16 protein-coding genes are annotated in these 26,016 nt (G+C 73.5%); 5 read left to right on the forward strand and 11 right to left on the reverse strand.

Annotation, left to right across the window (positions count from 1 at the left end; translation table 11 throughout):
• From AB0F81_RS39435 to AB0F81_RS39450, 4 genes are all read right to left on the reverse strand, one after another.
• A partial coding sequence (locus AB0F81_RS39435; protein ID WP_360206463.1) for a hypothetical protein occupies nt 1–999 on the reverse strand: 999 nt, incomplete at its 3' end.
• A complete protein-coding gene (locus tag AB0F81_RS39440; protein WP_360206466.1) occupies nt 996–2,363 on the reverse strand; it encodes a glycosyltransferase in 1,368 nt (455 codons plus the stop codon). The genes AB0F81_RS39440 and AB0F81_RS39435, both read right to left, overlap by 4 nt.
• Nucleotides 2,360–3,034, reverse strand: a complete 675-nt coding sequence (locus AB0F81_RS39445) for a PIG-L deacetylase family protein (protein ID WP_360206469.1) — start codon at nt 3,032–3,034, stop codon at nt 2,360–2,362. The genes AB0F81_RS39440 and AB0F81_RS39445 overlap by 4 nt, the downstream gene beginning before the upstream one ends.
• Nucleotides 3,034–3,576, reverse strand: coding sequence for a hypothetical protein (locus AB0F81_RS39450; protein WP_360206472.1), 543 nt, complete (start codon nt 3,574–3,576; stop codon nt 3,034–3,036). Before AB0F81_RS39450 ends, AB0F81_RS39445 begins: the two co-directional genes overlap by 1 nt.
• 129 nt (nt 3,577–3,705) lie before the next feature.
• On the opposite strand from AB0F81_RS39450, the gene AB0F81_RS39455 reads away from it, so the two are divergent.
• The 3 genes from AB0F81_RS39455 to AB0F81_RS39465 all read left to right on the forward strand — a co-directional run bounded on the left by AB0F81_RS39455 (nt 3,706) and on the right by AB0F81_RS39465 (nt 17,357).
• Complete coding sequence (locus AB0F81_RS39455) at nt 3,706–15,108, forward strand: amino acid adenylation domain-containing protein (protein ID WP_360206475.1); 11,403 nt, start codon at nt 3,706–3,708, stop codon at nt 15,106–15,108.
• A gap of 12 nt (nt 15,109–15,120) precedes the next feature.
• Nucleotides 15,121–16,083, forward strand: a complete 963-nt coding sequence (locus tag AB0F81_RS39460) for a hypothetical protein (protein WP_360206478.1) — start codon at nt 15,121–15,123, stop codon at nt 16,081–16,083.
• Between the two features lie 89 nt (nt 16,084–16,172).
• On the forward strand, nt 16,173–17,357 hold the full coding sequence (locus AB0F81_RS39465; protein WP_360206481.1) for a S8 family peptidase: 1,185 nt from the start codon (nt 16,173–16,175) through the stop codon (nt 17,355–17,357).
• A gap of 99 nt (nt 17,358–17,456) precedes the next feature.
• Here AB0F81_RS39465 and AB0F81_RS39470 read toward each other — a convergent pair whose 3' ends face one another.
• The 3 genes from AB0F81_RS39470 to AB0F81_RS39480 are packed head-to-tail and all read right to left on the reverse strand — an operon-like array spanning nt 17,457 to nt 19,689.
• Nucleotides 17,457–18,149 (reverse strand): lysoplasmalogenase, encoded by a 693-nt coding sequence (locus AB0F81_RS39470; protein ID WP_360206484.1) that lies wholly within the window; start codon nt 18,147–18,149, stop codon nt 17,457–17,459.
• Nucleotides 18,146–18,973 carry a sterol desaturase family protein gene (locus AB0F81_RS39475; protein ID WP_360206486.1) on the reverse strand — a complete coding sequence of 276 codons (828 nt, stop codon included), beginning with the start codon at nt 18,971–18,973 and terminating at the stop codon, nt 18,146–18,148. Before AB0F81_RS39475 ends, AB0F81_RS39470 begins: the two co-directional genes overlap by 4 nt.
• Entirely contained in the window at nt 18,970–19,689 is a 720-nt protein-coding gene (locus AB0F81_RS39480; RefSeq protein ID WP_360206488.1) for a GntR family transcriptional regulator, read from the reverse strand. The genes AB0F81_RS39475 and AB0F81_RS39480 overlap by 4 nt, the downstream gene beginning before the upstream one ends.
• A gap of 105 nt (nt 19,690–19,794) precedes the next feature.
• Here AB0F81_RS39480 and AB0F81_RS39485 point away from each other — a divergent pair, with 105 nt between their 5' ends.
• Complete coding sequence (locus AB0F81_RS39485; RefSeq protein WP_360206490.1) at nt 19,795–21,279, forward strand: hypothetical protein; 1,485 nt, start codon at nt 19,795–19,797, stop codon at nt 21,277–21,279.
• 10 nt (nt 21,280–21,289) lie between these two features.
• Nucleotides 21,290–21,799 (forward strand): hemerythrin domain-containing protein, encoded by a 510-nt coding sequence (locus AB0F81_RS39490; protein WP_360206493.1) that lies wholly within the window; start codon nt 21,290–21,292, stop codon nt 21,797–21,799.
• A 356-nt stretch (nt 21,800–22,155) separates the two neighbouring features.
• Here the strand turns inward: AB0F81_RS39490 and AB0F81_RS39495 are convergent, their stop codons facing one another.
• The 4 genes from AB0F81_RS39495 to AB0F81_RS39510 all read right to left on the reverse strand — a co-directional run bounded on the left by AB0F81_RS39495 (nt 22,156) and on the right by AB0F81_RS39510 (nt 25,854).
• Nucleotides 22,156–22,977 (reverse strand): alpha/beta hydrolase, encoded by an 822-nt coding sequence (locus AB0F81_RS39495; RefSeq protein ID WP_360206496.1) that lies wholly within the window; start codon nt 22,975–22,977, stop codon nt 22,156–22,158.
• A gap of 21 nt (nt 22,978–22,998) precedes the next feature.
• Nucleotides 22,999–23,955, reverse strand: a complete 957-nt coding sequence (locus AB0F81_RS39500) for a cation diffusion facilitator family transporter (protein WP_360206499.1) — start codon at nt 23,953–23,955, stop codon at nt 22,999–23,001.
• Nucleotides 23,952–24,653, reverse strand: a complete 702-nt coding sequence (locus tag AB0F81_RS39505) for a transporter substrate-binding domain-containing protein (RefSeq protein WP_360206502.1) — start codon at nt 24,651–24,653, stop codon at nt 23,952–23,954. Before AB0F81_RS39505 ends, AB0F81_RS39500 begins: the two co-directional genes overlap by 4 nt.
• Nucleotides 24,654–24,744: 91 nt before the next feature.
• Entirely contained in the window at nt 24,745–25,854 is a 1,110-nt protein-coding gene (locus tag AB0F81_RS39510) for a globin domain-containing protein (protein ID WP_360206505.1), read from the reverse strand.
• Nucleotides 25,855–26,016 lie beyond the last annotated feature (162 nt).

Genomic DNA, 26,016 nt, shown 5'->3' on the forward strand with positions numbered 1-26,016 from the left:
CGCGCGCATCAGCCAGGCGCGGGCCCACAGCCGCAGGGCGATGACGTCCTGGCCGGCGACGGGCTCCCACTGGCGGGCGGCGACGGCGCCGGCGAGCGCGTCGAGCACCAGCGGGTCGGTCTCGTGGGTGGCGACCGCGAGCAGGGTGGCGGTGTGCACGCCGAGGCCCTTGGCGGCGAGTTCCCGGACGATGACGGCGCGGCGGCCGGCGCTCTCGTGGCCGACCCGGTAGTCGACGCGGCGCTGTTCGCGGCGGCGGGCGAGGCGGCTGGAGACCGACTTGGGCAGGATCCGGCGGTGCAGGATCGCGGCGACGTTGGCGCGGCCCGCCTCCGGGGCCGGCTCGACCGGCACGCGGTGGCCGAGGCCGGGACGGCCCCACGCCTCGGGACGGTCGGCGGTGTGGCGGCCGGTGTGGTCCTGCTCGGCGCGCTGGGCGTCGTACATCGTCAGTCCGATCATGATGAGCAGTCCGATCAGGGTGTAGGCGAAGTTGATGGCGGCGCCGACCCAGTCGTGGAAGAAGATCAGCGCGTCCACGGCGAAGTAGCGTCCGGCGAGCAGGGACAGGATGAGACGGACCTGGTTGGCGGCGAGCACGAACAGGCCGGCCGCGACGAAGCCGACCACCACCTGGGGGCGTTCGCGCAGGGCGACCAGGGCGAGGGCGGCCAGCGCCAGGATGCTGGTGAGCACCGAGCAGGACGCGGTCATCTCGGCGACCACGGGCTCGTAGCCGGGGCCGAAGACGATGAACGAGTCGCCGAGGGCCGCCGAGATGCGGTCCACGCCGAGCACGTCGAGGATCGACGCGGTCAGCGAGACCTCGAAACGGCGGGCCCACTCGATGAGCAGCACGTATCCGCCGACACAGCCGAGTACCGCCAGCAGCATCTCGATCAGGACGAGCTGCCTTCGCCGTACGGTCGCGGTGGTCACTGCCCGGCGGCTTGCCCGCCGGATCAGCGTGCGTTCCAGGCGGCGCGTCACGAGGCTCATGGCACCGCCGCCAGGTCGCGGGCGACCGTGCTGGTCGCGCCCGAGCGGGCGGTCTTGGACCAGCTGTAGGTGCTGCCCCACATGCCGTCGAAGTACGCCTTGGTGGCGGTCAGGATCGACATGCCGAAGGCCGGGATGAAACCGACCAGCATCCACACGGCGCGGCGCTCGACCCGGCCGAGCACCAGGCCGACGGCGAGTTCGGTGAACGGGCCGGCGAACAGCAGCGCGGACAGCGCCAACATCTCGATCGCCGACGAGTCACCGATGCCGAACGCGCGCAGCACGATCAGCAGCAGGCCCAGACCGCAGAGTACGGGCACGTGGTAGACCCAGAGGAAGAGCATCGTCTCGAGCTTCTCCATGGGTGACAGGTGCCGGGTCCGCAGGATCGGCCGCCAGTAGTCGCGCAGGCACTTCTGGTGCCCCCGCGCCCAGCGGTACCGCTGCCGCCAGAACCGGCTGGACGACAGCACCGCCTCCTCGAAGTCGACGGCCGACGGGTCGTAGCGCACCCGCCGCCCACCGAGGAGCAGCCGCAGGGTGAGGTCGGTGTCCTCGGTGACGGTGTCCGGGTTCCAGCCGCCGAGGGCGCGGATCAGGTCGGTGCGCACGGCACAGTTGGCGCCGCCGTACGCGGGCAGCTCGAACAGGGCCTGCCGGCCGTACTCGTTGACCAGGTAGCCGGAGAGGTAGTCGATGAAGATGGTGGACGCGAGGCTGGACTCGATGCCGTTGCGGACCACGCAGCGGCCCATCACGGCGCCCACCTTGGGTTCGCGGAAGTGCCGGACCAGCCGGCGCAGCACGCTGGCCTCCGGCTGGTGGTCGGCGTCGAAGATCACCGCGATCTCCGAGTCGACCAGCGCGAGGGCGTCGTTGAGCGCACCGGACTTGCCGCCGCCGGCGCCGGGCTCGCGGTGCAGCACCCGCAGGCGCGGGTTGGCCGCGGCCCAGCGGTCCAGGATGGCGCCGGTGCCGTCGGTGGAGGCGTCGTCGACCACCACGACGGTGAGCCTGTCCGCCGGGTAGTCCAGCGAGAGCAGCGCCGACACCATGCCGTCGACGACGAGTTCCTCGTCCTTGCAGGCGACCAGGACGGCGACCGAGGGGGTGAAGCCCTCGACGCCGACCAGGGGCGCGTCCAGGTCCTTCTCGGCCCAGCGGGCGGCCGAGACGGCGAACGCCAGGTGCCGGAAGAAGAAGAGCAGGAACACGACGTTGAGCACGGTGGCGCACCAGCCGAGGGTGGCGTCGACACCGAACAGGGCGATGACGGCCGCGAACACCAGCGCGTGCCCCAGCAGGCCTTTGCGGAAGTGCGCCGGGGACGCCGTACGGCGGTGGCGCCCCCGGCCGGTCATGCCGGAACCTGCGCCGGGTATGCCGGCATCTGCGTTATCAGTGGCATCTCGAGGACCGGGCTGAGATCCCACACGAAGCGGGCCGGCATGAACGCCTCGGCGTGCCGGACCCGGGCCTGCGCACCGTAGTGCCGGGCCGAGGCCGCGACCACCTCCGGGTCGACCATGGCCGAGTTCTCGACCTGGCTGCGGTGGCAGGACAGGGCCGCGATCTTCGTGTCCAGGTGGGCCGAGATGTCGGTGAAGACGGTCGGCTCGAACCGGGTGGTGGACGGGCTGCGGTAGTGCAGGATCCGCCGGCTGTGCCGCCCGGCCGACAGCGTCGCGGCGGCCACCGCCCGGTGGTCCTGGTGCGAGTCGTCGGGCGCGTGCACGTAGACGACGTCGGCGTCGGTGTCGCGGATCGCCTTCTCGATCACCGCGATGGTGGCCGCGTCGGCGGTCACCGCGCAGTCGACCAGGTGACCCCAGCGCAGCAGGCAGTCCAGGTTGCGGGCGGCGGCCTCGGCCTCTGCCCGCCGTTCGGCGGTGGCGCCGGGACCGTTCTGCCCGCCGGTGACGACGAGCATGGTCACCGCGTCACCGGCGGCCCGGTGCGCGGCCAGGGTGCCGCCGCAGCCGAGCTCGATGTCGTCGGGGTGCGCCCCGATCGCCAAGACGCTGCGCAGCATCACTGGGCCGCCGCGCGGCGCTTGCGCCACAGGAAGACAGCACCGCCGATCAGGGCGGCGAAGAGCAGCGCCACGATCGGGCCGGAGCCGTTGCCGCCGGCCGGCAGGCTGACGTCCTTGCCGCAGGTCGGCTTGTTCCAGGTGGCGGTCACGTACTTGCCGCCGACCTTCCAGGTGATCTGGGTGTTCTTGGAGACCCAGCCGGTGGAGAAGCTGGCCTTGTGGGTGCCCGGCTCGAAGCGGGTGGTGACCGAGCCGTCGGTCCTCGAGCCGCCGGTCAGCTCCAGCCTGTTGTTCGCCCCGGCGTCGATCTTGCCGGCCGACTTGCTGGTGCTCACGTAGCCGAAGACGGCCCGGTAGGTGTTGTTCTTGGTGTCCTGCACCACACAGTCGCAGGTGGGCGTGCCGGCGAAGCTCTGCCAGGTGGCAGCCGCCGGGTTCGAGTTGAGCACCAGCACCGTCACGATGGCCGCGACCACGGCCGCGGTCGTGGCCGTGAGCAGCGCGCCACGCCGGCGCAACGACTGGGGCACAAGACGCATGGACAACCTCCACAGATCCGAGTCCACCGCTGCCGGTGGGGCGTCGTTTCTATCGGCGCGGCGGAGAGCGGGCTGAGGAGCCGTACGGGTGCCGGCCGGGAGTTGGCCACCCTGGCTAGGGTCTTGATCATGACGCTGACCGAGGTGCTGGTCCGAGCCGCCGCCGACGCGCCCGGCCAGGGCGTCGTGCATGTCGGCGGTGACGGGGCGGAACGCTTCACCAGCTACGCCGAGCTGTACGCGGACGCGCTGCGGATCGCCGGCGGCCTGATGGCGTCCGGGCTCGGCAAGGGTGACCCGCTGCTGATCGTCGCCGAGGACAGCACCGAGTTCCTGCCGCTGTTCTGGGGTGCGGTCCTGGCCGGTGCGGTGCCGGTGCCGCTGCCGCCGGAACCGGCCCGGGTGGCCGCGGTCCAACGGCTGCTCGACGGCGCCCCGGTGGCCGCCGACAGCGCCGCGTTCCGGGCGGCGCCCCCGCTCACCGAGCCGGTTCCGGTCGGTCCGGACGACCTGGCGCTGCTGCAGTTCTCCTCCGGCAGCACCGGCACCCCGAAAGGTGTCGAGCTGACCCACGGCAACCTGGCCGCGAACGTGGAGCAGGCCCGGCAGGCCAGCGCGGGCGGGCCGGACGACGTGGTGGTCACCTGGATGCCGTACTTCCACGACATGGGGCTGATCGGCACCCACCTCACCCCGCTGCACCTGCGCTGCAAGCAGGTCCGGATCAGCCCGCTGACCTTCGCGAAACGGCCCGAGGTGTGGCTGCGGGCGGCCGCCCGGCACCGGGGGACGATCCTCTCGGCGGCCAACTTCGCGCTGGCCCTGACCGTACGGCGGGTGCCCGGCCCGGTCCTCGACGACCTCGACCTGAGCAGTGTGCGGCTGGTGATGGTCGGCGCGGAACCGATCTCCCCGGCGGTGTGGCGGGCGTTCGCCGCGCACCTGGGCCGGGCCCGGCTCGACCCGCACGCGCTGCAACCGGTGTACGGCCTGGCCGAAGCAACCGTGGCCGTCGCCTGCCCGCCGATGGGCGAACTGGCCCGCCCGCACCGGCTCAGCCGGGCCGCCCTGGCCCGCGGGGTCGCCCTGGACGCCGGGCCGGACGTGCCGGCTGTCGCATTCATGGACGTCGGCCATCCCCTGCCGGGCTGCGCGCTGCGGATCGTCGACGACTCGGGCGAACCCGTCGAGGACGGCCTGGTCGGGCACATCCAGGTACGCGGGCCGAACGTGACCCGCGGCTACCACCGGGATCCGGCGGCCACCGCCGCCGCGCTCGTCGACGGCTGGCTGCGCACCGGCGACCTCGGGTTCCTGCGGTCGGGGCGGCTGTGCGTCACCGGCCGGCACAAGGACGTGCTGTTCGTGCACGGCCGCAACTTCCACGCCGCTGACCTGGAGGAGGTGGCGGCCGGGACGCCCGGGCTCGGGGTGGGGCCGGTCGCGGTCGTCGGCACCACCGACCCGGAGAGCGGCCGGGAACGGATTGTGGTGTTCCTCGCCGCGCCGGCGGTGCGAGCCGATCCGCGGGTGGCCGAGCGGGTGCGGGGCCGGGTCGCGGAGGCGCTCGGCTACGACGGCGTCGAGGTGCGGGTGGTGCCGAACGGGACGTTCGAACGCACTACCAGCGGAAAGCTGCGGCGGCAGGCCTTGCGGGACCGCATCGGCGCCGGGCCGGCGGCACCGGCTCCCGCGACGAGCTCGCCACGGTCGGCGCCGGCCGGGCGTCCGCGGACCCGGCCGGAGATGGAGCAGACGGTCCGCGCGGTCTGGGCCGACGTGCTGAACATCCCGGCGGAGCGGATCGGCCCGGACGACCGGTTCCTGGCGATCGGCGGGTCGTCCCTCGCGGCCATGGAGGTGCTCGCCGCGCTGGAGGACGCGCTGGGCCGTACCCTCGATCCGGTCCTGTTGCGCGACTGCGCAACCGTCCCCGCCCTGGCCGACCGGCTGCTGGCCGACGGCGCGCCCGGCAGGCGCGTGGCCGCGGCACCCGCCCGGCCCCCGGCGGAGATCGCGATCATCGGGATGGCCTGCCGGTTCCCGGACGCCGACACGCCCGAACAGTTCTGGCACAACCTGCTCGACGGCCGCGACAGCGTGACGCCGGCGACCCGCTGGCCCGGCGGCGGGCACGGCGCGTTCCTCGCCGATCCGGCGCTCTTCGACGCCGCGTACTTCGGCATCGGCGACGCTGAAGCCCGCCATCTGGACCCGCACGCGCGGATCTTCCTGGAGCTGGCGCACGAGGCTCTCGAACGAGCCGGGTACGCGGGACCGCGCCGCCACGACCGCCGGATCGGGGTGTTCGCGGCCGTCGGGGAGAGCGGCTACCCCGAGCTGATCACCGACCGCACCGGGCCGCACGCGCTCACCGGCAGCCTGCGCAACCTCACCGCCGCCCGTGTCGCGCACCTGCTCGACCTGCGCGGACCCGCCCTCGCGATCGACACCGCGTGCTCGTCGGCGCTGGTCGCGCTGCACGTGGCGCGGCAGAGCCTGGCCGCCGGGGACTGCGACGTAGCGGTGGTCGGCGGCGTCAACCTGAACCTCACCCCCACCGGCGAACGGCTCCTCGCCGAAGCGCAGGCGCTGTCCCCCACCGGCCGCTGCCGGGCCTTCGACGCGGACGCCGACGGTTTCGTCCCCGGCGAGGGCGGCGCCGCCCTGGTCCTGACCCGCCTCGCCGACGCCGACGGCGAAGTGCTGGCCGTCGTGCGCGGAACGGCGGTCAACAACGACGGCCGCTCACTGAGCCTGCTCGCGCCCAACCCGCTGGTGCAGCAGGAGGTGATCACCGAGGCGTACCGGGCGGCCGGCGTCGACCCCGCCGACGTGACCTATGTGGAGGCCCACGGCACCGGCACCGCCGTCGGCGACCCGATCGAGGCCCGCTCGCTCGCGCACGCCTTCCCGCCGCTGCCGGACGGACGGAAGCGCCTGCTCGGCTCGGTGAAGACCAATATCGGACATCTGCTGAACGTGGCGGGCATGCCGGGGTTGCTCAAGGTGATCCTGGCGCTGCGCCACCGGGAACTGCCGCCATCGCTGCATCACGAGCGGCCGACGCCGCGCTTCGACCTGGCGGGCGCCGGGTTCGAGGTGGTCACCTCACGGCGGGCGTGGACCGGCCCGCTGGTGGCGGGCATCAACAGCTTCGGTTTCGGCGGCACCAACGCCCACGCCATCCTGTCCGCTCCGCTTCCCGGCAGCGCCGACGATCCAGCCGATCCCCCCGCACATCCCGCCGATAGCCCGGCCCAGTCGGCTGAGCCCGGCCTGGCGCATCCCGGCGGTGACGGCGCCGCGCGACCGCGCCTGCTGACCCTGTCGGCTCGTTCGGCGGCCGCGCTGCGGGTCGCGGCCACCGACCTGGCCGAACACCTGCGCAGCCATCCTGAGCTGCGCGAGGCCGATGTCTGCGCGACCGCCTCCACGGCCCGCGACGACGGCCCCTACCGCGCCGCGATCGTCGCCGACGGTGACCTCGCGGAGCAACTGACGACGATCACTTTCGGACCATCGGTGGGCCGGACCCCGCGGGTCGCGTTCCTCTTCGGCGGCCAGGGAACGCAGGTGCCCGGGCAGGGCGCGGCCCTCTACGCGACCGCGCCGGTGTTCCGGGCGGTGCTGGACGAGGTGTCGGCAGCAGTCGGCCCGATCGCCGGCCGCACCCTGGTCGAATGGTGCACCGACCCAGCCGTGCCGGCCGCCGACCTGGCCCGCACCGAGGTCACCCAGCCCTTGGTGGTGGCTTTCGCGGCGGCTCAGGCCGCCCAGTTGCGGCACTTCGGGGTACGCCCGGACGCGGTCACCGGGCACAGCGTCGGCGAGTTCGCAGCCGCCGTCACCGCAGGCATGCTCACCCCGGCCGAGGCCGTCCGCCTCGCCGCCGAACGCGGTCGTCTGACGGCCACCCTCGCCGAGCCCGGCGCGATGCTCGCCGTGGCCGCCACTCCCACCCAGCTCTCCACCATCCTCGGCGCCGACCTGCGCACCGCCGAGCCGGCCACCGACCCTCACCCGCACCTGACCGGGCCGGCCGGTTTGGTGATCGCTGCCGAGAACGCTGCCGACCGGGTCGTGCTGGCCGGGCCGGTCGCGGCCATCGACGACGCCGTCGCGCGCTTGACCGCGGCGAACATCGCCACCCGGCGGCTTGCCGTCTCGCACGCCTTCCACTCCCCCGCCATGGCGCCGGTCGCGGACGCTCTGCGTTCGATCGCGCCGTCCACGCGTTCCGCGGAGATCCCGCTGCTCAGCACAGTGACCGCCGACTGGTCCGACGTGTCGATCGCGGGTGCGGATGAGGGCCGAAATGCACACGCTGGGCCTGCCTTCGACGGCGATTATCTCGCCGAGCACGCCCTGCGCCCGGTCCACTTCGCGGCGGCAGCCGACCGGCTGCGCGCCGCCGGCTACGACACTTTCATCGAGATCGGCGCGAGCGCCGCTCTCGCACCTTTGATCAAACCCGCGACGGTACGAGCAGCCGGCACCACCACCCGCGACCTCCTCGCCACCGCGGGCGACCTGTGGCGCCGTGGCGCACCGCTGGACCGCACCGCCCTCGACATCGGCACCCGCCGGGTTGCGCTGCCCACCTACCCGTTCCAGCGCCGCCGCTACTGGCCGACCGATCCCGTCCTGTCGGTCCCCCACTGGGTCGAAGCATCACTGCCGGCGACCTCCGCCACCGGCCCGGTGACCGTGCTGACCGCCACCACGACGGTCGTTGCCCCTGCGATCCTCGAGGCCGCCTGCACTGAAGGCGCCACGACGGTCGCTGCCTCAGCGATGCTTGAAGCCGCCTGCACAGATGCCGCCACCGCGATGGCGGCCGCCCCGCGCGAAGGGCATCTGCTGGTCGTCACAACCGATCTCTACGGCGACGCCCCCGACCCCGGCCATGCGGTCTGGGGCGGACTGGCGATGGCCCTGGCCGATGAGAACCCCGGGCTCGGCGTGCGCGTCGTCGACCTCTCGTCGAAGGATCCGGAAGAGCTACGCCGCGCCGCCGTAGCGCAGGAGTCTGACCACCCGCCGGCACCCGGGCCTGCCGAGATCGTGACCTGGCGGGACGGCCGGCGTCTGCGGCGCGAGTTCGTGCCGGCGCCGGCCATCGAGCCGGTCGGCCTTCCAACGGACGCCGAGCCGGCCGGCCTTCCGGCGGACTCCGAGCTGGCCGGCCTCCCGACGGGCTCCGAGCCGGCCGGCCTCCCGACGGGCTCGGAGTCGGTCGGCCTTCCAACGGGCTCCAGGCCGGCCGGCCTTCCGGCGGATGGCAGCTACCTGATCATCGGCGGTGCGGGAGCCGCCGGCTCAGCGATCGCCCGTCATCTCGCCCGCCGGGGACGACCGCGCCTGCTGCTCGCCGGTCGCTCGGCCGAACCGTCCGATCTCCTCGCCGGACTACGCGCGCTCGGCGCGACCGCGACATACCGGGTCGCGGACGTGACAGCAGCACCGGACGTGGCGGCCTTGATCGCCGGCGAGAAGTTCGACGTCGTGATCCAGGCGGCCGGCATCGTGCGGCCCGGCAGCCTGCGGGCGAAGACCCCCGCGGAGGTCACCGCCGGGCTCGCCGCCAAGGTCATCGGCACGACACTGCTGGCCGAGGCGCTGCGATCCCAGCGTCCACTGGTCATCGCGCTGTCCTCGGTCTCGTCTGTGCTGCCCGGCCTGGCCGGTGCGGTCGGCGACTATGTGGCCGGCAACGCCTACCTCGATGCCTTCGCTGCGGCCGAACAGTCCGCCGGCCGCCGTTTCGTGGCGGTCAACCTGCCCGCCCTGGCCGGCGGCCTCGCCGCGGCCCACTCCGTCACCGTCGACGCGCTGCCGCTGGATCAGGTCCCCGACCTGTTGTGGGCGGCCGCCGCCCTCGGCCGCCCTCAGGTACTCGTCACTCCCGGTCCCAGCGGCATGCCCGACAACCCGCGCCCGGCCCGCGCCAAGTCGCACGGCGCGGACGCTGCCGGCCACAGCAAAGCCACGGCCGAGTCCGAGCCCGGCGCCGGCACCCGCACGGGCGCCGGCACCGGCACCAGCCCTGGCGCCAGCACCGACACGGACGCGGGCACCAGCGCCCACACCCGCACGGGCACCAGCACCGGCATCGGCGTGGCCGAAGCTGGAAACAGATCTGCGGCGCGCAAGGCGACCGGGACCGGCGGCGCGGCGGAGAGCGGCACGATCACGGAGATCGGCCACGACAGCCTGGTGGCGATCGTGCGCGAACTGCTGGCCGGGCCGCTCGGGCGGGAGCCGGAGGAGATCGGTCTCGACGAGTCGTTCCTGAGCCTCGGCCTCGACTCGCTGACCGCCGTCGACCTGGTCAAAACCCTGGAAGCCCGCCTCGCCCGCACCCTCTCGACGACGCTGTTCTTCGAATACCGCACCGTCGGCGAACTCGCCCACCACCTCGCCGGCACGACGGCATTCCCGCTCAGCCCGGTGCAGCTGGGCTTCCACACCACCAGCCGGTTGTATCCGGAGGTGCCCGCCTACGCCTACGTCCGGCAGACCATCGCCGGGCCGGTGGACGCGGACCGGCTCGGTGCCGCCTTCGCCGAGCTGGAGCGGCGGCATCCGATGCTGCGGGTGCGGTTCGGCGCGGCCGGCCAGCGTTTCTCGGCGCCCGGCACCACCGGGCGGCCGGCCTGGTTCACCGTCACCGACCTGACCGGTCCGGTCCACGACCTGGACGCCGGCCTGCGGAACCGGACCTTCGACCTGACCCGGGAAGCCCCGGTGCGGGCGGTGCTCGCCGTCGGCGACGGCCTCGCGCACCTGATCCTCGTCGCGCATCACGCCGCCGCCGACGGCTACAGCCTGGCGATTCTCGGGGACGAGTTGTGGGCGCTCTACGCGAATGCGGGGCTGCCGGCGCCACCCCGCGCCACGTTCGCCGATCACGAGGCGATGCGCACCCCGCCCACCAGCGCCGATCTGGAGTTCTGGCGGGCGGAGCTCGCGACCTACCCCACACTCCGGCTGCCGTTCGACGGGGATCCGGACGCCGAGCCCTGCCCGCCGTACGCGATGTGGCAAAGCAGGCTGGACCCGCAGCTCAGCGCACGCCTGAATGCTCAGGCCCGCACCGCCGGGGTGTCGCTGTTCCATCTGTTGCTGGCCGGTTACGTGCGGTGCCTGGCCCGGTGGACCGGGCAGGAGTCCGTGCCGGTCGCGGTGGCGCGCGCCGGGCGCGCCGCCCGGCTGGCCGGGCTGGACCGGATGGTCGGCCCGTTCGCTGACACGCTGCCGGTGCTCGCCCACCTCGAACCCGGTGAGCCGGCGACGGCGCTCGCCGCGCGGCTTCGCGAGGCGTGGCTGGAGGCGGAGCGGCACGGCTCGGTCTCGACCGTGGACCTGGCCCGGATGCTGTCCGCGAACGGCGCCGGGCCGCGCACCGCCACCCCGGCGAGTTTCAGTTTCGCCCGCTTCCCCGGCGCCGGGGCGACCGCGGAGCACGTGCGGGAGACGACCGCGGGGACGGCGTCGGCGGCGACCCGGCTGGGCCTGGTCTGCTTCGAGGCGCACGGCGCCCTGCACTTCTCCTGGAACTATCCGGAGGCGCTGTTCGACGCCGCCACCGTGCGGCGTTTCGCCGACGAGCACCTCGCCGAGATCAGCGCCTTGGCCGAGGAACCGCACGCGTCGGTGGCCGAGCGGATCCGGGCGCAGTGCCACCGCACGCCGGCCGCGACCGCGGTGCTCACCGACGGCGTACCGCTCAGCTATCTCGACCTGGACCTGGCCTCGGACCGCCTGGCCGCCCGGCTGGCCGCGACCGGCGCCCAGCGGATCGGCCTGCTCACCGGGCCGGGCGCGGAGACCGTCATCGGGGTGGTGGCGATCCTGAAGGCCGGCGCGGCCTGGGTGCCGCTGGACGCCGCCCACCCGCCGGCGCGGCTGGCCGATCAGCTCACCCGGTCCGGCGCGCGCGTGGTGGTCTGCGACGCCACCACGCGGGACGCCGCGCGGGCGCTCGGCGGGTTCACGCTGGTCGAGGGGCGCAGCGCCCCGCACGCGGCGCCGCCGCCGGTCGCCACCGGGCCGGACGACCTGGCGTACGTCATCTTCACCTCCGGCTCGACCGGCCGGCCGAAGGGCGTTCCGGTCACGCACCGGGCGATGACCAACTACCTGGACTGGTCGCTGGAGACGTTCGGCTACCGGGCCGGCGACCGGCTGGCGCAGACCGCGTCGATCTGTTTCGACGCCTCGGTACGCCAGCTGCTGGCCCCCCTGCTGGTCGGCGCGACCGTGGTGGCCTGGGACCGGGACACCGTCCGCGACCCCGCTGAGCTGCTGAAACGGGTCGAACGCGACCGGGTCACCGTGTGGAGTTCGGTCCCGGCCCTCTGGGAGCGGCTGCTCGCCGCGGCCGAGCGGCAGCGACCGGATCTGGCACTGCGCTGGGTGCACGTCGGCGGCGAGGAGCTCTCCCCCGCGCACGTGCGCCGCTGGTTCGACCTGTTCGGCCCCGATCAGCGGATCACCAACCTGTACGGCCCGACCGAGACCACGATCAACGCCACCTTCCACGTGATCAGCGAACGTCCCGCCGACGACGTGACCCACCTGCCGATCGGCCGGCCCGTCGGCGGCGCCACCGTCGAGGTCGTCGGCGACGACGGCCGCGAGTGTGCCGCCGGTGAGGTCGGCGAGCTCTGGATCGGCGGGGCCGGGGTGGCCGGCGGCTATCTGGACGACCCGGAGCAGACGGCCGCGGCGTTCGTGGTCCGCGCCGGGCAGCGCTGGTACCGCAGCGGCGACCGGGCGGCACGCGACGCCGACGGCCTGCTCTGGTTCCGGGGGCGCCTCGACGACCAGGTGAAACTGCACGGCTACCGGATCGAGCCGGGCGAGGTCGCGGCGGTGCTGCGCGGTCACTTCGCGGTGGACGCGGCGGCCGTACGCGTCGACGGCGGCCGCCTCGTCGCCTGGGTGCAGCCCCGCGGCGACCTCGTCGTCTCCGGGGCGGAGCTGCGCTCGTACCTGGAGGGTCTGCTGCCGGCCTATCTGGTGCCGGCCCGGATCGAGGTGATGCGGGCGTTGCCGCTCACCGCGACCGGCAAGATCGACCGTGGGTCGTTGCCGGTCTCCGCCACCGAGCGCCTGCTCGCCGAGGTGTGGTCCCGCCAGCTCGGCGTGCCGCACGTGCGGCGCGACGACGACTACTTCGCTCTCGGCGGCGACTCGATCGGCGTACTCGACATGTTCGCCGCGCTCGAGGCCGACCTGCCGGTGCTGCCGCGGCCGACCGTGGTCTACCGGCATCGCACGCTGGCGGCCCTGGCCGCCGCCATCGACGAGGCGCGTGCCGAGCCGGCGGCCGCGGCCGTGGACGGCGCCGCCTATCCGATGACGCTGACCCAGCGCGGGTTCCTGCTGGCCGACCGGCTCGGCACACCGTCGACGTGGCTGGCCGCGCCGCGCCTGCACGGCCCGCTGGACGTGCAGCGGTTCCAGCGGGCGGTCGACGTGCTGGTCGCCCGGCATCCGATGCTGCGCACCGTGTTCCGCCCGCCGATGCAGCAGGAGCTGGCGGACGTCCGGCTGGAGGTCGGCTACGAGCCGGATCCGGGGACGCTCGACGACGAGCGCGCCGTCGTCCTCGATCCGGAGATCGGGCCGCTGGTCCGGTTGCGGCTGCTGCGCACCGGGCCGCGGGAGCATGTGCTGCTGATCCACGCGCACCACCTGGTCGGTGACGGTTACAGCGTGGCGTTGCTGACCCGCGAGCTGCTGGCCGTCTACGACCGGGGTGAGCGGGCGCTGACGCCGCTGCGATCGACGTTCCGGGACTACGCGGCGCTGCTCGACCGGCTCGCGCCCACCCCGGTGCCACGCGACCGCGGCGTGGTCACGGTGGGCGGGACCGTCACGACCGGCTTCACCCTGGACACGGCGACGGTGGCCGGGCTGCGCGGCGTCGCCACGGCGGCCGGGGTCACGCCGTTCGTGCCGGTGCTCGCCGCGTACCATCGCGCCCTGGCCCGGGTGACCGGCCTGCCGGATCCGCTGATCGGCGTGGCGGTGACCGGTCGTGATCACTCCCTGCCGGATCTGGGCCGGATCTTCGGGCCCTGCGCGACCGCGGTCGCGGTGCGGCCCGGCGACGCCGCCGGCGATCTGCGGCGGCTGGCCGATGCCGTCGCCGAGGCCCGGACCGGGGTCTTCACCGCGCCCGAGGGCTGGCAGTTCTTCTTCACCTACCTCGACTTCGGCGCGCTCGGCCCGGTCGAGGGCGAGACGCTGCGCCTGACCTGGGACGAGGCCGACACCGAACTCGCGGCGCCACCCGGCACGGACGTGCTGCTCGCGGTGCGCCCCATCGACGGCGGCCTGCGGCTCACGCTGCGTGGCGGCATCGCACCCGAGCTGCTCGACCGGCTCGCCACGGGGTTGCGCACCGAGCTGGAAGCCGCCGGAGCGTCCGATGCGGCCGGGCTCGATGCCGCGCTGGTCGGTTACCTTCCGGCCCCAGCGCACCTCGCGGCGCTGGCCGGAGACCTTCCCGCAGAGGTACGGGCAGCGCTGCCCCGCCTCGACCGGGAATCGCTACGTACGGCTCTGTTCCCCGGAAACCGCCCCCGGCTGCTGGAGATCACGACGACACCGCTGGGCCGGTCCGGTTTCGTCTGCGTGCCCCGGTTCGCCGACGAACTCACCCACGGCGACCTGGCCGCCGACGCCGCCGCCGCGGCGGACCTGGCCGCCGCCCAGGGCGCCCGCACCGTCTCGCTGGCCGGCATGATCCCCGCGAACACCGGCTACGGCAGCGCGGTGGCCCGGCTGGTCCGCTCCGCCGCGCGGGTGACCACCGGGCACGCGGTGACCGCCGCCTCGGTCGTGCGCACCACGTTCGCCGCGCTGTCCGCCCGGGACCGCCGGCTCTCCGGCTGTGTCCTGGCGGTCGTCGGCCTCGGCTCGATCGGCACGTCGTCGCTGCGGCTGCTGCTGGACCGGGCCGGCCAGCCGCCCGCCGGGCTGATCCTGTGCGACCTGCCGGCCGCCGCGGACCGGCTCGCCGGCCTGGCCGCCGAGATCCAGACGGCCGGCTATCCCGGCGCCGTCGAGGTCGTCACGACGCCGGACGGCGTGTACCGCGCCGACGTGATCGTCGCGGCCACCAGCGGCGGCCCCGGCACCCTGGACGTCGACCGGCTGCGGCCCGGCACGATCCTGGTGGACGACTCGTTCCCGCACTGCTTCGACACCGCGCGGGCGCTGGCCCGGATGCGCGATCGGGGTGACGTGCTCGTGGTCGGCGGCGGCCTGCTCGACGGCGGCCCGAGCAGCCGGGCCGTCGCGGACGGCCTGCCACCGGTGGCCGGCGCCGGCGGCCTGCCGGACACGATCGCCTCCTGCCGGCTCGAGTCGCTGCTGCACGCGGTCACGCCCGGTCTGCCTCTGGTGTGCGGGCCGGTCGACGCCGCCCAGGCGGGCGCCTACTGGGCGGCGCTGGACGCGGCGGGCGTACGAGCGGCGCCGCTGCATCTGCTGGACCGTCCGGTCGGGACATAGCATGCTCCCCCGGTGAGCCTGTTCAATTTCCGCCGCAAGCGCCCGGCGACGGTCCTTCCCACCGGCGCGGTGCGGTACGACCCGGCCGTACCGTTGCCGCCGCCCTCGCCGGAGGCGATGGGCCTGGCCGGGCAGGGCAGCCCGCCGGCCGCCCGGACCCTCGACGAGGCGCTGCTGTGGTTCACCATCGTGCTGCCCGCCGGCGCCGAACCCGAGTACGGCCTCCACGTCGAGCGGCTCCCGCTGATCGAGGAGTGGAACGGCGCCTACGACGTGCTCCGGTTCGCCGGGCCGGCCGGCGGCGGCCACTGGCGCGCCGACGTGCTCATCGACGCCGACGCCGAACCGTCCCCGGCCGGCGCGCCGCGCGACTTCGGGGCCGGCCGCTCCACGCTGATCGACGCCGGACAGTGGGGTTACTGGGCGGGCGAGTACAGCCGAATGGCGGAACTCTACGGCGCGGACCGCTCCGGGCCGGAGGACCGGTGGGAGTGGCTGCACCGGCAGTGCGACGACATCCGGGCCCTCGTCGACCAGCTTGCCGCCTGGCTGCCGGACGGCGCGGCCAAGGTGCCCGGCGAGGCGTTCTTCACCGAGGCCGGCCGCGAGACCCGCCGCCGGCGCCCGGAACTGTTCACCCGCGCCCAGATCACCGCGGCCCGGGCCGCCGCCCGCGGGAACCTCGACGACGTGGCCGCCCTGCGCCGGCAGCAGGCGGCGGAGGCGCCGCCCCCGCGGATGACCTACTGGACGGCGGCGGTGCCCGGGTCGGAGGTGCACACGCTGGTGCGCCGGACCGAGGTGGGCGGCGCGGTCATCGACGAGTCGCTGCTGCCGTCGAACGTCTGGCAGCGCACCACCCTGCTCGGCTCGCCCGGTCCGGCCCGGTTGCAGCCGGTGCCCGAGGAGGAGGTGTCGCAGGCCCTCGCCCGCCTGCTCGTGTGGTGGGGGCCGCAACGTCCGGTCCGGTGGTGACCGGCCCGGATCTGTCATTCACACGCATCAATTCACCTGCTAGCGTCACCTCGCGTGGTTGTGTGACCACCCAACGTGGGGAGGTTCAGGTGAGAACGACCATTCGTCGAGGCGCCGCCGTGGCCGGCGCCGTCGCTCTGTCGGTCTTCGGGCTGACCACCGGAGTCCAGGCGGCACCCGCGGAAGCGGCCGTGCTCGCGGTGCCCGGCGCGGAGGTGGTGCCGGACAGTTACGTCGTCGTCCTCAAGTCCGGCAAGGTCGCGCGGACCGTCGCCGCGGAGCACGGGGCGAGCGTGCAGCACACGTACCGCAAGGTCTTCAACGGTTTCGCGGCGACCATGTCGGCGCGCAAGGCGCGGCAGGTGGCCGCCGACGCGGACGTCGCGTTCGTGCAGCCCAACGTGATCCACCGCGCCTCGGACACGCAGACCAACCCGCCGTCCTACGGCCTGGACCGCATCGACCAGCGCAACCGCCCGCTGAACCAGGCCTACACCTACAACACGACCGCGACCACTGTGAACGCCTACATCATCGACACCGGCATCCGCACCACCCACCAGGACTTCGGCGGCCGCGCCGCCAGCGGCTTCGACGCCATCGACGGCGGCGCCGCCGACGACTGCAACGGCCACGGTACGCACGTCGCGGGCACCGTCGGCGGCACCGCGCACGGGGTCGCCAAGGGTGTGCGGCTGCACGCGGTGCGGGTGCTCAACTGCGAGGGCAGCGGCACCACCGCGCAGGTCGTCGCCGGCATCGAGTGGGTGACCGCGAACGCGCAGAAGCCCGCCGTCGCCAACATGAGCCTCGGCGGCAGCGCCGACACCGCCCTGGACAACGCGGTGCGCGCGTCGATCGCGTCCGGTGTCAGCTACGCGATCGCGGCCGGCAACGGCTTCCTCGGCCTGTTCGCCCTGGACGCGTGCACGCAGTCCCCGGCGCGGGTCACCCAGGCGCTGACCGTGTCCGCGACCAACGCCAACGACGCCAAGCCGTCCTGGGCGAACCGCGGCACGTGCGTCGACGTGTTCGCCCCCGGCATCAACATCACGTCGGCGTGGTCCACGAGCAACACCGCCACCAACACGATCAGCGGCACGTCCATGGCGGCCCCGCACGTGGCCGGCGCGGCAGCGCTCTATCTGGCCGGCAACCCGGCCGCCACACCCGCCCAGGTGCACACCGCGATCGTCACCAACGCGACGGCCGGCGTGGTGACCAGCCCGGGCTCGGGCTCCCCGAACCGGCTGCTCTACACCGGCGCCTTCTAGACCATCTCCCCCGCAGTGCGGGAGGCCGGGTGCGGTCCCACCCGGCCTCCCCACACTGCCGCTGCACGTTCGATCACATGCCAACGGCCTCGATCGGGCTTAGGACGTGGACGTGCTGTAGGCGTGAGGGTCGTTCACCGGTTGCGGGGCGCGTGACCGTACCCAACCGGTGGCTATCAGGAAGAGCGCCGCGCTGTAGGTGGTCATCACCAGCACGCCCTGCGCCGGCAGGCGCGTGCCCGCCGCGTCGAGGCCGATCAGCAGGTCGGAGATCAGGAAGAGCAGGCCGCCCAGCGCGACGCGCCGGGAAACCCCCGCCGCTGCCGCCGCCATCGCGGTCAGCGCCAGGCTGTAGAGCAGCACCGGTACGCGCAGAGCGCCCAGTTGCCCCCACAGTGCCGCGTTGGCGCCGGCCCACACCAGCCCGTATCCGGCGAACGCCCACCATCGCGGCCGGGCTCGGCGCAGGAACGCGACGATGAAGCTGACCTGCGCGCCGAGGAAGAACAGCATCCCGGTCAGGAAGGCCGGCTCGCCAGGAACGAGCAGCGCGATGTCGCCGGCGGTGGCGAAGGCCAGGCCGACCGCCACCGTGTCCAGCGGGCCGTGCCGCCGCAGGTGCCAGATGAGCAGCGGGGCGAGCAGCGGCTTGGCCACCCATTGCAGGGCGGTCCAGTCCGCGGCCACCGCGCCGATCTCCACCGCCGCGGCCGCGGCGAACAGTTTCAGCGGCAGGCTCATGCCGCCGTTTGCGCCGCGGCCCGGCGCCACCGGGTGCTCAACCGCGCTCATGCGGCGGGCTGCCAGCCGGGACGGCCGAACAGGTAGCCGGCGCGGTGCCGCCAGTTCGACGTGGACCGCAGGTCCCGCCAGATCGCCGCGTACTCGTGCGTCGCCACCCTCAGCGGGTTGTACGTCTCGATGTTGGTGGTCAGCCCGTACTTGACGCGTTCGCCCTCGGGCTCGAAGCTGCCGAACATCCGGTCCCAGATGATCAGGATGCCGCCGTAGTTGCGGTCCAGATAGGGGTCGTTGGCGCCGTGGTGCACCCGGTGGTGCGACGGCGTGTTGAAGAACCACTCGATCGGCCGGGGCAGCCGGTCGACGCGCTCGGTGTGCAGGAAGAACTGGTAGGCCAGACTGATCGACTGCTGCAGGAAGATCATCCACGGTGGGAAGCCGAGCGCCGCCAGCCCGAGCCAGAACGGCAGGGCGGTCATCGGGGTCCAGCTCTGCCGCAGCGCGGTGGAGAAGTTGAAGAACTGGCTGGAGTGGTGCACGACGTGGCCGGCCCAGAACACCCGCACCTCGTGGTGCAGCCGGTGGAACCAGTAGTAGGCGAAGTCGTCGGCGAAGAACAGCAGCACCCACACCCACCAGTCGGCCGGGTCGAGCTTGAGGGGGCTGAGCACGTAGAGCCCGGCGAACAGCACCGCGGTGAACAGTTTCCACGGCACGCCGATGACCTGACTGCCGATGCCCATGGAGAGGCTGGTGGCGGTGTCGCGGGCTTCGTAGCCGCGTTCCTCGTCGTCCGGCAGGAACCGGAACGACAGGAACTCCATGACTATGAGCAGCAGAAAGGCGGGTACCGCGTAGAGGACGGCGGGAATCATGGGCGAGGGTTTCCCATCTGTGAGCGGGTGGCGACCGCGGCGGTGAGCAGAGCCCGGGCCGCGCCTTCGGCGCCGGCCGCGTCACCGGCGCCGATCAGTTCGGCCAGCCGGCGGTGCGCGGCGACGTCGAGCAGTTCAGCGGTACGCCGGGGCTGCGGCATGTGCCCGACGGCGACCGCTCCGGCGGTGAGGCTGTTGTACGCCAGCAGGTAGGCGATGTTGCCGGAGCCTTCGACGATCCGCCGCCACACCGCCAGGTCGGCCGCCGCCATCAGGTCCAGGTCGGGCACCGCGGCGGCGTACTCCTCCACGGCCGCCGCGATGGCCGCGCGCGCCGCCGGATCGGCCCGCTCGGCGCAGAGCCGGGCCGCGTCGGCGCCGATGCAGGCCCGCATCTCCAGGACGTCGCGGTTGAGGGTGGCGAGCGGCAGCACGTCCCCGACGGCGGCCAGGGTCATCGCGAGGTCGAGGCCGGCGGTGGCCCGCCAGTCCTGCACCCGGGTGGCGCCGCCCTGGCTGACCTTGACGAGCCCGAGCTGCTGCAGCCGGCGCAGTGCCTCACGGATCGCGTGCCGGTTCACCCCGAAGGCGGCGGCCAGCTCGCGTTCGCTGGGCAGCGGGTCGCCGGCGGCATACCGGCCGGCGACGACGGCGTCGCGCAGCCGGCCGAACACCTGGTCCGACACGGACTCCCGGGACAGCGGTTCGAACGTCATGCCGGGCAGTGTGCCCGCCATCACAGCAACCCGTCAACTGGTTGGACCAGTTATCCGTTACCCGGGAGGCACCCCTCACCGGAGAGCGACGTACGGTACGAGGCCATGCGGATGGTGTTCACCGGTGCCCCGGAAGACGTGATCGTCCCGGCCCTGCACCGGCTGGTCGACGCCTTCGGCCGGTGGGCGGCCGACCTGCCGGCCGACCCGTTCGTGGTCGAGGTGCTGCTGGAGCACCGCTGGTCCGAGGGGGACGGGCTGCTGTGCCGGTGGCCGCCGTCCGATCTGCGCGCCGCACTCTGCGACTGGTTCCCCCGCAAGGTGACGATGGCGCCGGACGAGTGGCCGGCGGTGGTGCCGACCGTGCACGCGTTCGTCGACTTCCTGTTCGCGGCCGGCCTCGCGGACGCGCGCTGCGCCACCGCCGCGGACCTGCACGCCGGGCTGGACGCGCTGGCCGGTGACTTCGCCGAGGCGATGGGCGACGAGTCCCGCTACGGCCCCGCCAAGTTCTGGAGCATGCGGATGCTGGCCGCCGGGGTCGACCTCGAGGACGAGACGGCAACCGCCCGGTACATCGCGGAGGTCCGGTCCGGCCGGATCACCGTGGATCAGCAACTGCTCGACCGGATGACGGCGAACCACCTGGCCGCCGACCAGCAGCCGCCCCCGCGATTGCCGCTGGTGGCGGTGCCCGACGACTCCACTCTTGCCGAACTCGCCAGCCGGTCGGTGGCGGTGGGCCGGGTGCGCGGATTCGTCGCCTGGGTGGGTGATGGCCGGCCGTTGACGGCGACCGGACGGCTGCGCCTGGCGGACGCGCGCGAGCTGATCACCCGGCTGGACCTGCCGGATGAGATCGACCCGGTGCTCGGCGGCCGGGCGTGGCGGACGCCGAGCAGCGACGAGCTGTACGACTTGTCGATCGTCTTCGCCTGGGCGCGGGCGGCCCGGGTGGTCCGGGTCGTCAAGGGCCGGCTGCTGCCGGTGAAGAGCGCGGCCAAGCTCGTGGCCGACCCCCTCGCGCTGGCGCACCGCATGGTCGACGCCTTCGCCGGCCTCGGCGCGGCGGTCGCCATGCCCGGCAGCGAAACGCTGGTCCGATGGCGTTTCGGCGAGGCGATGGGAGCGGTGCTGCTGCCGCTCTACCTGACTCAGCGGCCGCTGGCCCGCGCCGAGATCGCGCAGCTCACCTGGGACCTGCTGGAGGACGGCGCGGAGGCCGAGCCGTGGTGGCGCGATGCTCACGACGGCGACCTGGCCGGCATGCTGGAGCAGCTGGCGGTGTTCGGCGTGGTCGAGCTGGACCGCAAGAACGCCCGGCTGACACCGCTAGGGACCGGGTTGCTGGCCGCGCAGCTGCGACGGGAGGGCGCCGACGTGCCCACGGTGGCGAGCCTGCTCGACGAGACCGCGGAAGTCGTGGTGGCGTACGCCGCCGACGCGCCCGCACCGCTGCGCCGGGAGTTGCTGGACAACTGGGTGCGGCACCATCCGGAGACCGGGCCGGCCGAATTGCGGGCGCTGGCCGGGCGCACCGACGACCGTACGCATCGGAAGCTCGCCCTGCGTATCGTGGGTGACCGTTGAGGGGGTGTCGATGACGTCGGAGTTCGAGGCGCACCAGCGGCTGGCCGCGTTCGGCAATCAGCTGATCGAGGTGCACGTCTGGCTGCGGGAGCTGCTCGACGATCTCACCGACGGCCTCGACGACTACTTCGCCGGCCGCGGCCTGCCGGCGACCGATCTGCGGGCGCACTGCCTGGCGTTCTGTTCGGCGCTGGCCCGGCACCACACCGGCGAGGACCGGGGCGCGTTCCCGGCGATCGCCGAGGAGTTCCCCGAGCTGCGGCCGGTGCTGACCGAGCTGAAGACCGACCACAACCAGATCGAGTGGCTGCTCGGCAACCTGCGCAAGCTGCTCGACGGGCTGCCCGAGCAGCCGGACCCGGCGGCGCAGACGCGGGTGCGGGCCGAGCTGGACGCGCTGTCAGCGGTGATGCAGACGCATTTCATCTACGAGGAGAAGAAATTGATCTCCGTGTTGAACGGCATGGACGTGCCCGCCTGGCGGGAGCGGCCGCCGGCGTTCCTGCTGCGTGAAGACTGAGGTCCAGCTGCAGGTGCTCGGGCAGGCGGGTGCCGTGCGGGTCGAGGTAGTGCACGTCGACGACGCGGACGGTGTCGCCGGTGGGCAGGGTGATCAGCGAGCCCGGCGGGGCGACGGTGTCCGGCGGGCACAGCACGGTGCCGTCGGCGATGACGCACGGGCCGACCGGGACCGGACTGGCGTAACCCCGGGTGCCCTTGACCGCCGCCACCTCGACGGTGCAGGTCTCGGCCGCGTGCAGCATCGCGAATTCCAGCCAGTTCACCTGTCGTTCTCCCGTCGGGCTCGTCGGTCGACCTTCAGGTCAACAATGCCCGCCGGCGGCCCGCCTAATCGGCGGGCCGCCCAGAAGTTGATCAGGTGAGGTTCTTGCTCGTGACGGTCCAGCGGGTGCCGGAGCACAGCCCGCAGGCCGGGCCGGCGAACAGCGCCCGGGCGTTCTGGTCGCCCTTGAGCTGCCATTTCAGCCAGGCGGAGCCGACCCGGCCGTACTCGCCGCCGTTGTTTTCGGCAAACGTGCCGTAGTGCCCGACCGGCAGGTGGCCGAGGAATGCGGGCAGTCCGGCCGGCAGGCGGCCGTAGTCGTCGACGGCGTTCGGGTAGGCGATGTCGTCCGGCCCGCCGGTGAAGTAGGCGACCGGGCTGTGCAGCCGGGCCAGCTGGTAGTTGCTCCGGTCGCTGAGCAGGCCGCTGTTCCAGATGACGGCGGTGTCGACGCGGCTGTCGGCGGCTGCCTCGACGGCTTCCAGGCCGCCGCAGGACTGGCCCATGACCGCCACCCGGGTGGTGTCGATCCGGCCGCGGTAGCGGCTGCCGATCCGGGTGTTCTCGGCGATCGCCCAGTCGATGGCGTCGGTGAGCATGCCGGCGTCGGTGCTGCCGGTGCCGCCGGGCCGGCCGTTGGCGATGACCAGGAAGCCGTGCGAGGCGAACTCCTTGAGGATGTTCTCGAACCAGGTGCCGTCCGCGCGGCAGGCGCCGTTGCCCCAGGCGACGATCGGCAGGGTGAGCCCGGCCGGGAGAGTGCTGGGGCGGTAGATGGTGTGGTTGTAGAGGCGGATGGTGGTCTCGTAGTCGGCCGGGTAGGGACCGGTGCCGCCGGGGGCGGCCTGGGCGGGTGCGGCGAGGCCGACGGCGGCGAGCAGGCCGGCCAGCGCGGCGGTCAGCAATCGTCTCATGGCAGAGACGGTCGTCGATGTTCAGTCGGGGCGAATCGGCGAAATCGCCGGTGCGACGACCAGGTCGTGCATCCGCCAGTCGAACGAGCGCGCGAACTCCTCGAGCCGGGCCAGCCGTTCCACCAGGCAGTCCGTGTCCGGTCGCGGCACCACCAGCAGCTCACCGACGAAGACGTGGCCCTCCTCGCGCAGCCGCAGCCAGGCGTCGGCGATCCAGTCGTGGTCGCGGACCGCCGCCAGCAGCTGGTCCGGCAGCGGGTGCGGGCGGCTGCCGTCGACCACCCGCGGTTTGCGGTCCATCAGGTCGGCGACCGCGCCACGGGTGGTGCGTACCCCGTCGCGGACGATGTCGCCTCCGATGATCAGGGCCGAGACGGCGTCCGCCCACCACAGCCCGGCGCCGATGCCGAGCACGCCGAGGGCGGCCGCGCCGGCGGTCAGCCAGTCGGCCCGGTTCATCTCGGCGTCGGCGAACAGCACCTTGTCGTGCAGCTCGCGGGCGATGCGCTGCTTGACGCGGCCCAGCAGGACGGCCGGGATCATGGTCGCCACCAGCGCCGCGATCATCAGCCAGCCCAGCCAGAAGGTCTGCCCGAACACCTCGACCAGCCCGATCGGCGGGCGTTCCCGGGCGAGCAGCCGGGCCGCCGAGTCGTAGACCACGTAGGCGCCGAGGCCGAACAGCGCCACCGAACCGGCCAGGAACGCGACGCTGACGGCGCGGTGGTAGCCGTACGGGAAGCGCTCGTTCGGCGGCCGATTGCGGTAGCGGGCGGCGATCAGGAACGCGGCCGGCGGGACCAGGCCGAGCATGTCCTCGATCCAGGCCGCCTTCATCGCCTGCGACTGGCCCAGGGTCAGCGCCAGCAGGGTGATCGCGCCGATGAAGAAGGCGGTCGTCCACCACTCCAGACGGACCGCCCGGCGGTGCAGGGCGGCCTTGTCCGGCGGCAGCTCGAACCGGTCGTAGGGCCTCACCGTTCCGCCTCCACCAGCAGCTCGCTCACGCCCTCGTGGGACTGTCCCAGCAGGAACCGCTCCACCTCGACCTGCCAGGCGTTCTCGCCCGGCGGCACCGCCCACACGTGGTCGGCGGAGCCGGTCTCGTGCCCGGTCTCGCGCAGTCCCAGCTCGGCGACCCGCCACTCGGGCACCACCGTCGGGAGCCCTTCCCGGCCGGTGATCTCCGGGACGGTGACCACGTCCGCGCCCTCCCCGACCATCGCGGCGACCTCGGCGGTGCCGGCCCGCACGGCCACCCGCACCCCGGCGAGGTCGTCCGGCACCGCGACGTCGGCCGGCGCGGCCAGCACCGTGCGCATCGAGACGTAAGGCCTGGTCAGCGCGGCATGCTCGATCCACGGCGACTTCGCGTCCAGGCCGCCGATCACCAGGTCGAGCACGCGGTCCTTCAGCGCCGGCATCAGCGCCGACTCCGAGCCCGGGAACCACTCGACCCGGGCCTGGAAGCGTTGCGCGAGTTGCCGTACCAAAGCCGGCTCGGCGCCGGACGGCTCGCCCTCGCCGTGGGCGAGCGCCCACGGCGGGTTGTCGGTCACACCGACCCGCAGCACCCCGGCACGCACGTCGGCCAGCGTCTGCCCGGTGTCCCGCGGCCAGCCACACCCGCTCACCAGCGCCAGCACGGCCACCACGGCCGCGACGATTCCGCGCATCCCGCCTCCTGTGTCCCAGGTGACAGGCTGCCTACCCGCCGGCAGGCCGGCATACGCTTTCCACCTTTTCGGTACGACGGGGAGCGCCCGTTCAGCCGTCGGTGAAGGCGTCGTACCTGATCCGGGTGGACGGCACCCGCATCTCGGCGAGCCGCCGCAGTGTCGCGTTCACCATCGGCCCCGACCCGGCGACGTAGAAGTCGTGGTCGCGCCACGGCCCGTGCCGCGACAGCACGTCGTGCAGCGCCCCGCGCTCACCGGGATAGCCGGGTTCGTCGCTGACCGCCCGCACGATGCTCAGCCACGGGTACCGCTCGGCGATGAGGTCCAGCTGCTCCCGGTCGTAGAAGCCGTCCCGCTGCCGCTCCCCGCGGAACAGGTGCACCCAGCGGGTCCGGTTGTACTTGACCAGGTCGCCGAGCAGCGCCTTCGCCGGGGCCAGGCCGGTGCCGCCGGCGACCAGCACCACGTCGCGGCGGGAGGTGACGTCCAGGGTCATCGAGCCCATCGGCGCGGCCAGGTGCAGCACGTCGCCGGCCCGCAGGCGGCGCACCAGCGCGCTGGACACCCAGCCGGCCCCGGTGGCGCGCACGTGAAACTCCAGGGTGCCGTCCTCGCGGGGGCTGTTGGCGATGGAGTAGCTGCGCCACAGCCGTGGCCGGTAGGGGCATTCCAGGCTGACGTACTGCCCGGCACGGAACGTGAACGGCTGCCGGGGGCGGCAGGTGAAGACCGCGACGTCAGGGCCGCGCCGCTCGTGGCTGAGCACCTCGGCGTCCCAGTAGGGCGGGTCGTCACGCTCGCCCGCCCCGGCGATCATCCGGTCCGCCATCAGGTCGTAGGCGTCGTTCCAGGCCTGCTCGTAGACGTCGTTCCAGCGGTCGCCGGCGTGGCTGCGGATCGCGTCCAGCAGGCACACCTTGACCTGGGCGTAGTGCTCCGGGCGTACCTCGAACTTGCGGTGGTCGCGGCCGAGGCCGCGCAGCCAGGCGTCGAGGCGCACCGGGTCGTCGAAGTGGTGCACGGCCGAGACGATCGCGCTCAGCAGCCGGTCGCGCTGGGCCCGCATCTGCACCGGGAACAGATCCCGCAGCTGCGGGAAGGCCAGGAACAGGCGCGCGTAGAAGTGCTCCACCACCTGGTCGCTGCGGTCCGCGACCAGGTTCCAGCTGTCCTTGAGCACAGTGGTCAGATCGGCCATTCCCCTACCCCCGGCGGCATCGGTCGACACGGATCAGCGTTCCCATCCCGCCGATGCGCCGCCGCACATGCTGTGCGACGCAAGGCTGGAGCCTGCAACCGCATCGGTACGCCGGGCGCGCGTCTGCAGGAGGTCGTTCTCCTCCAGGAGCCGGCTCATCTC

Source organism: Actinoplanes sp. NPDC024001 (assembly GCF_040638955.1).
Taxonomy (GTDB): Bacteria; Actinomycetota; Actinomycetes; order Mycobacteriales; family Micromonosporaceae; genus Actinoplanes.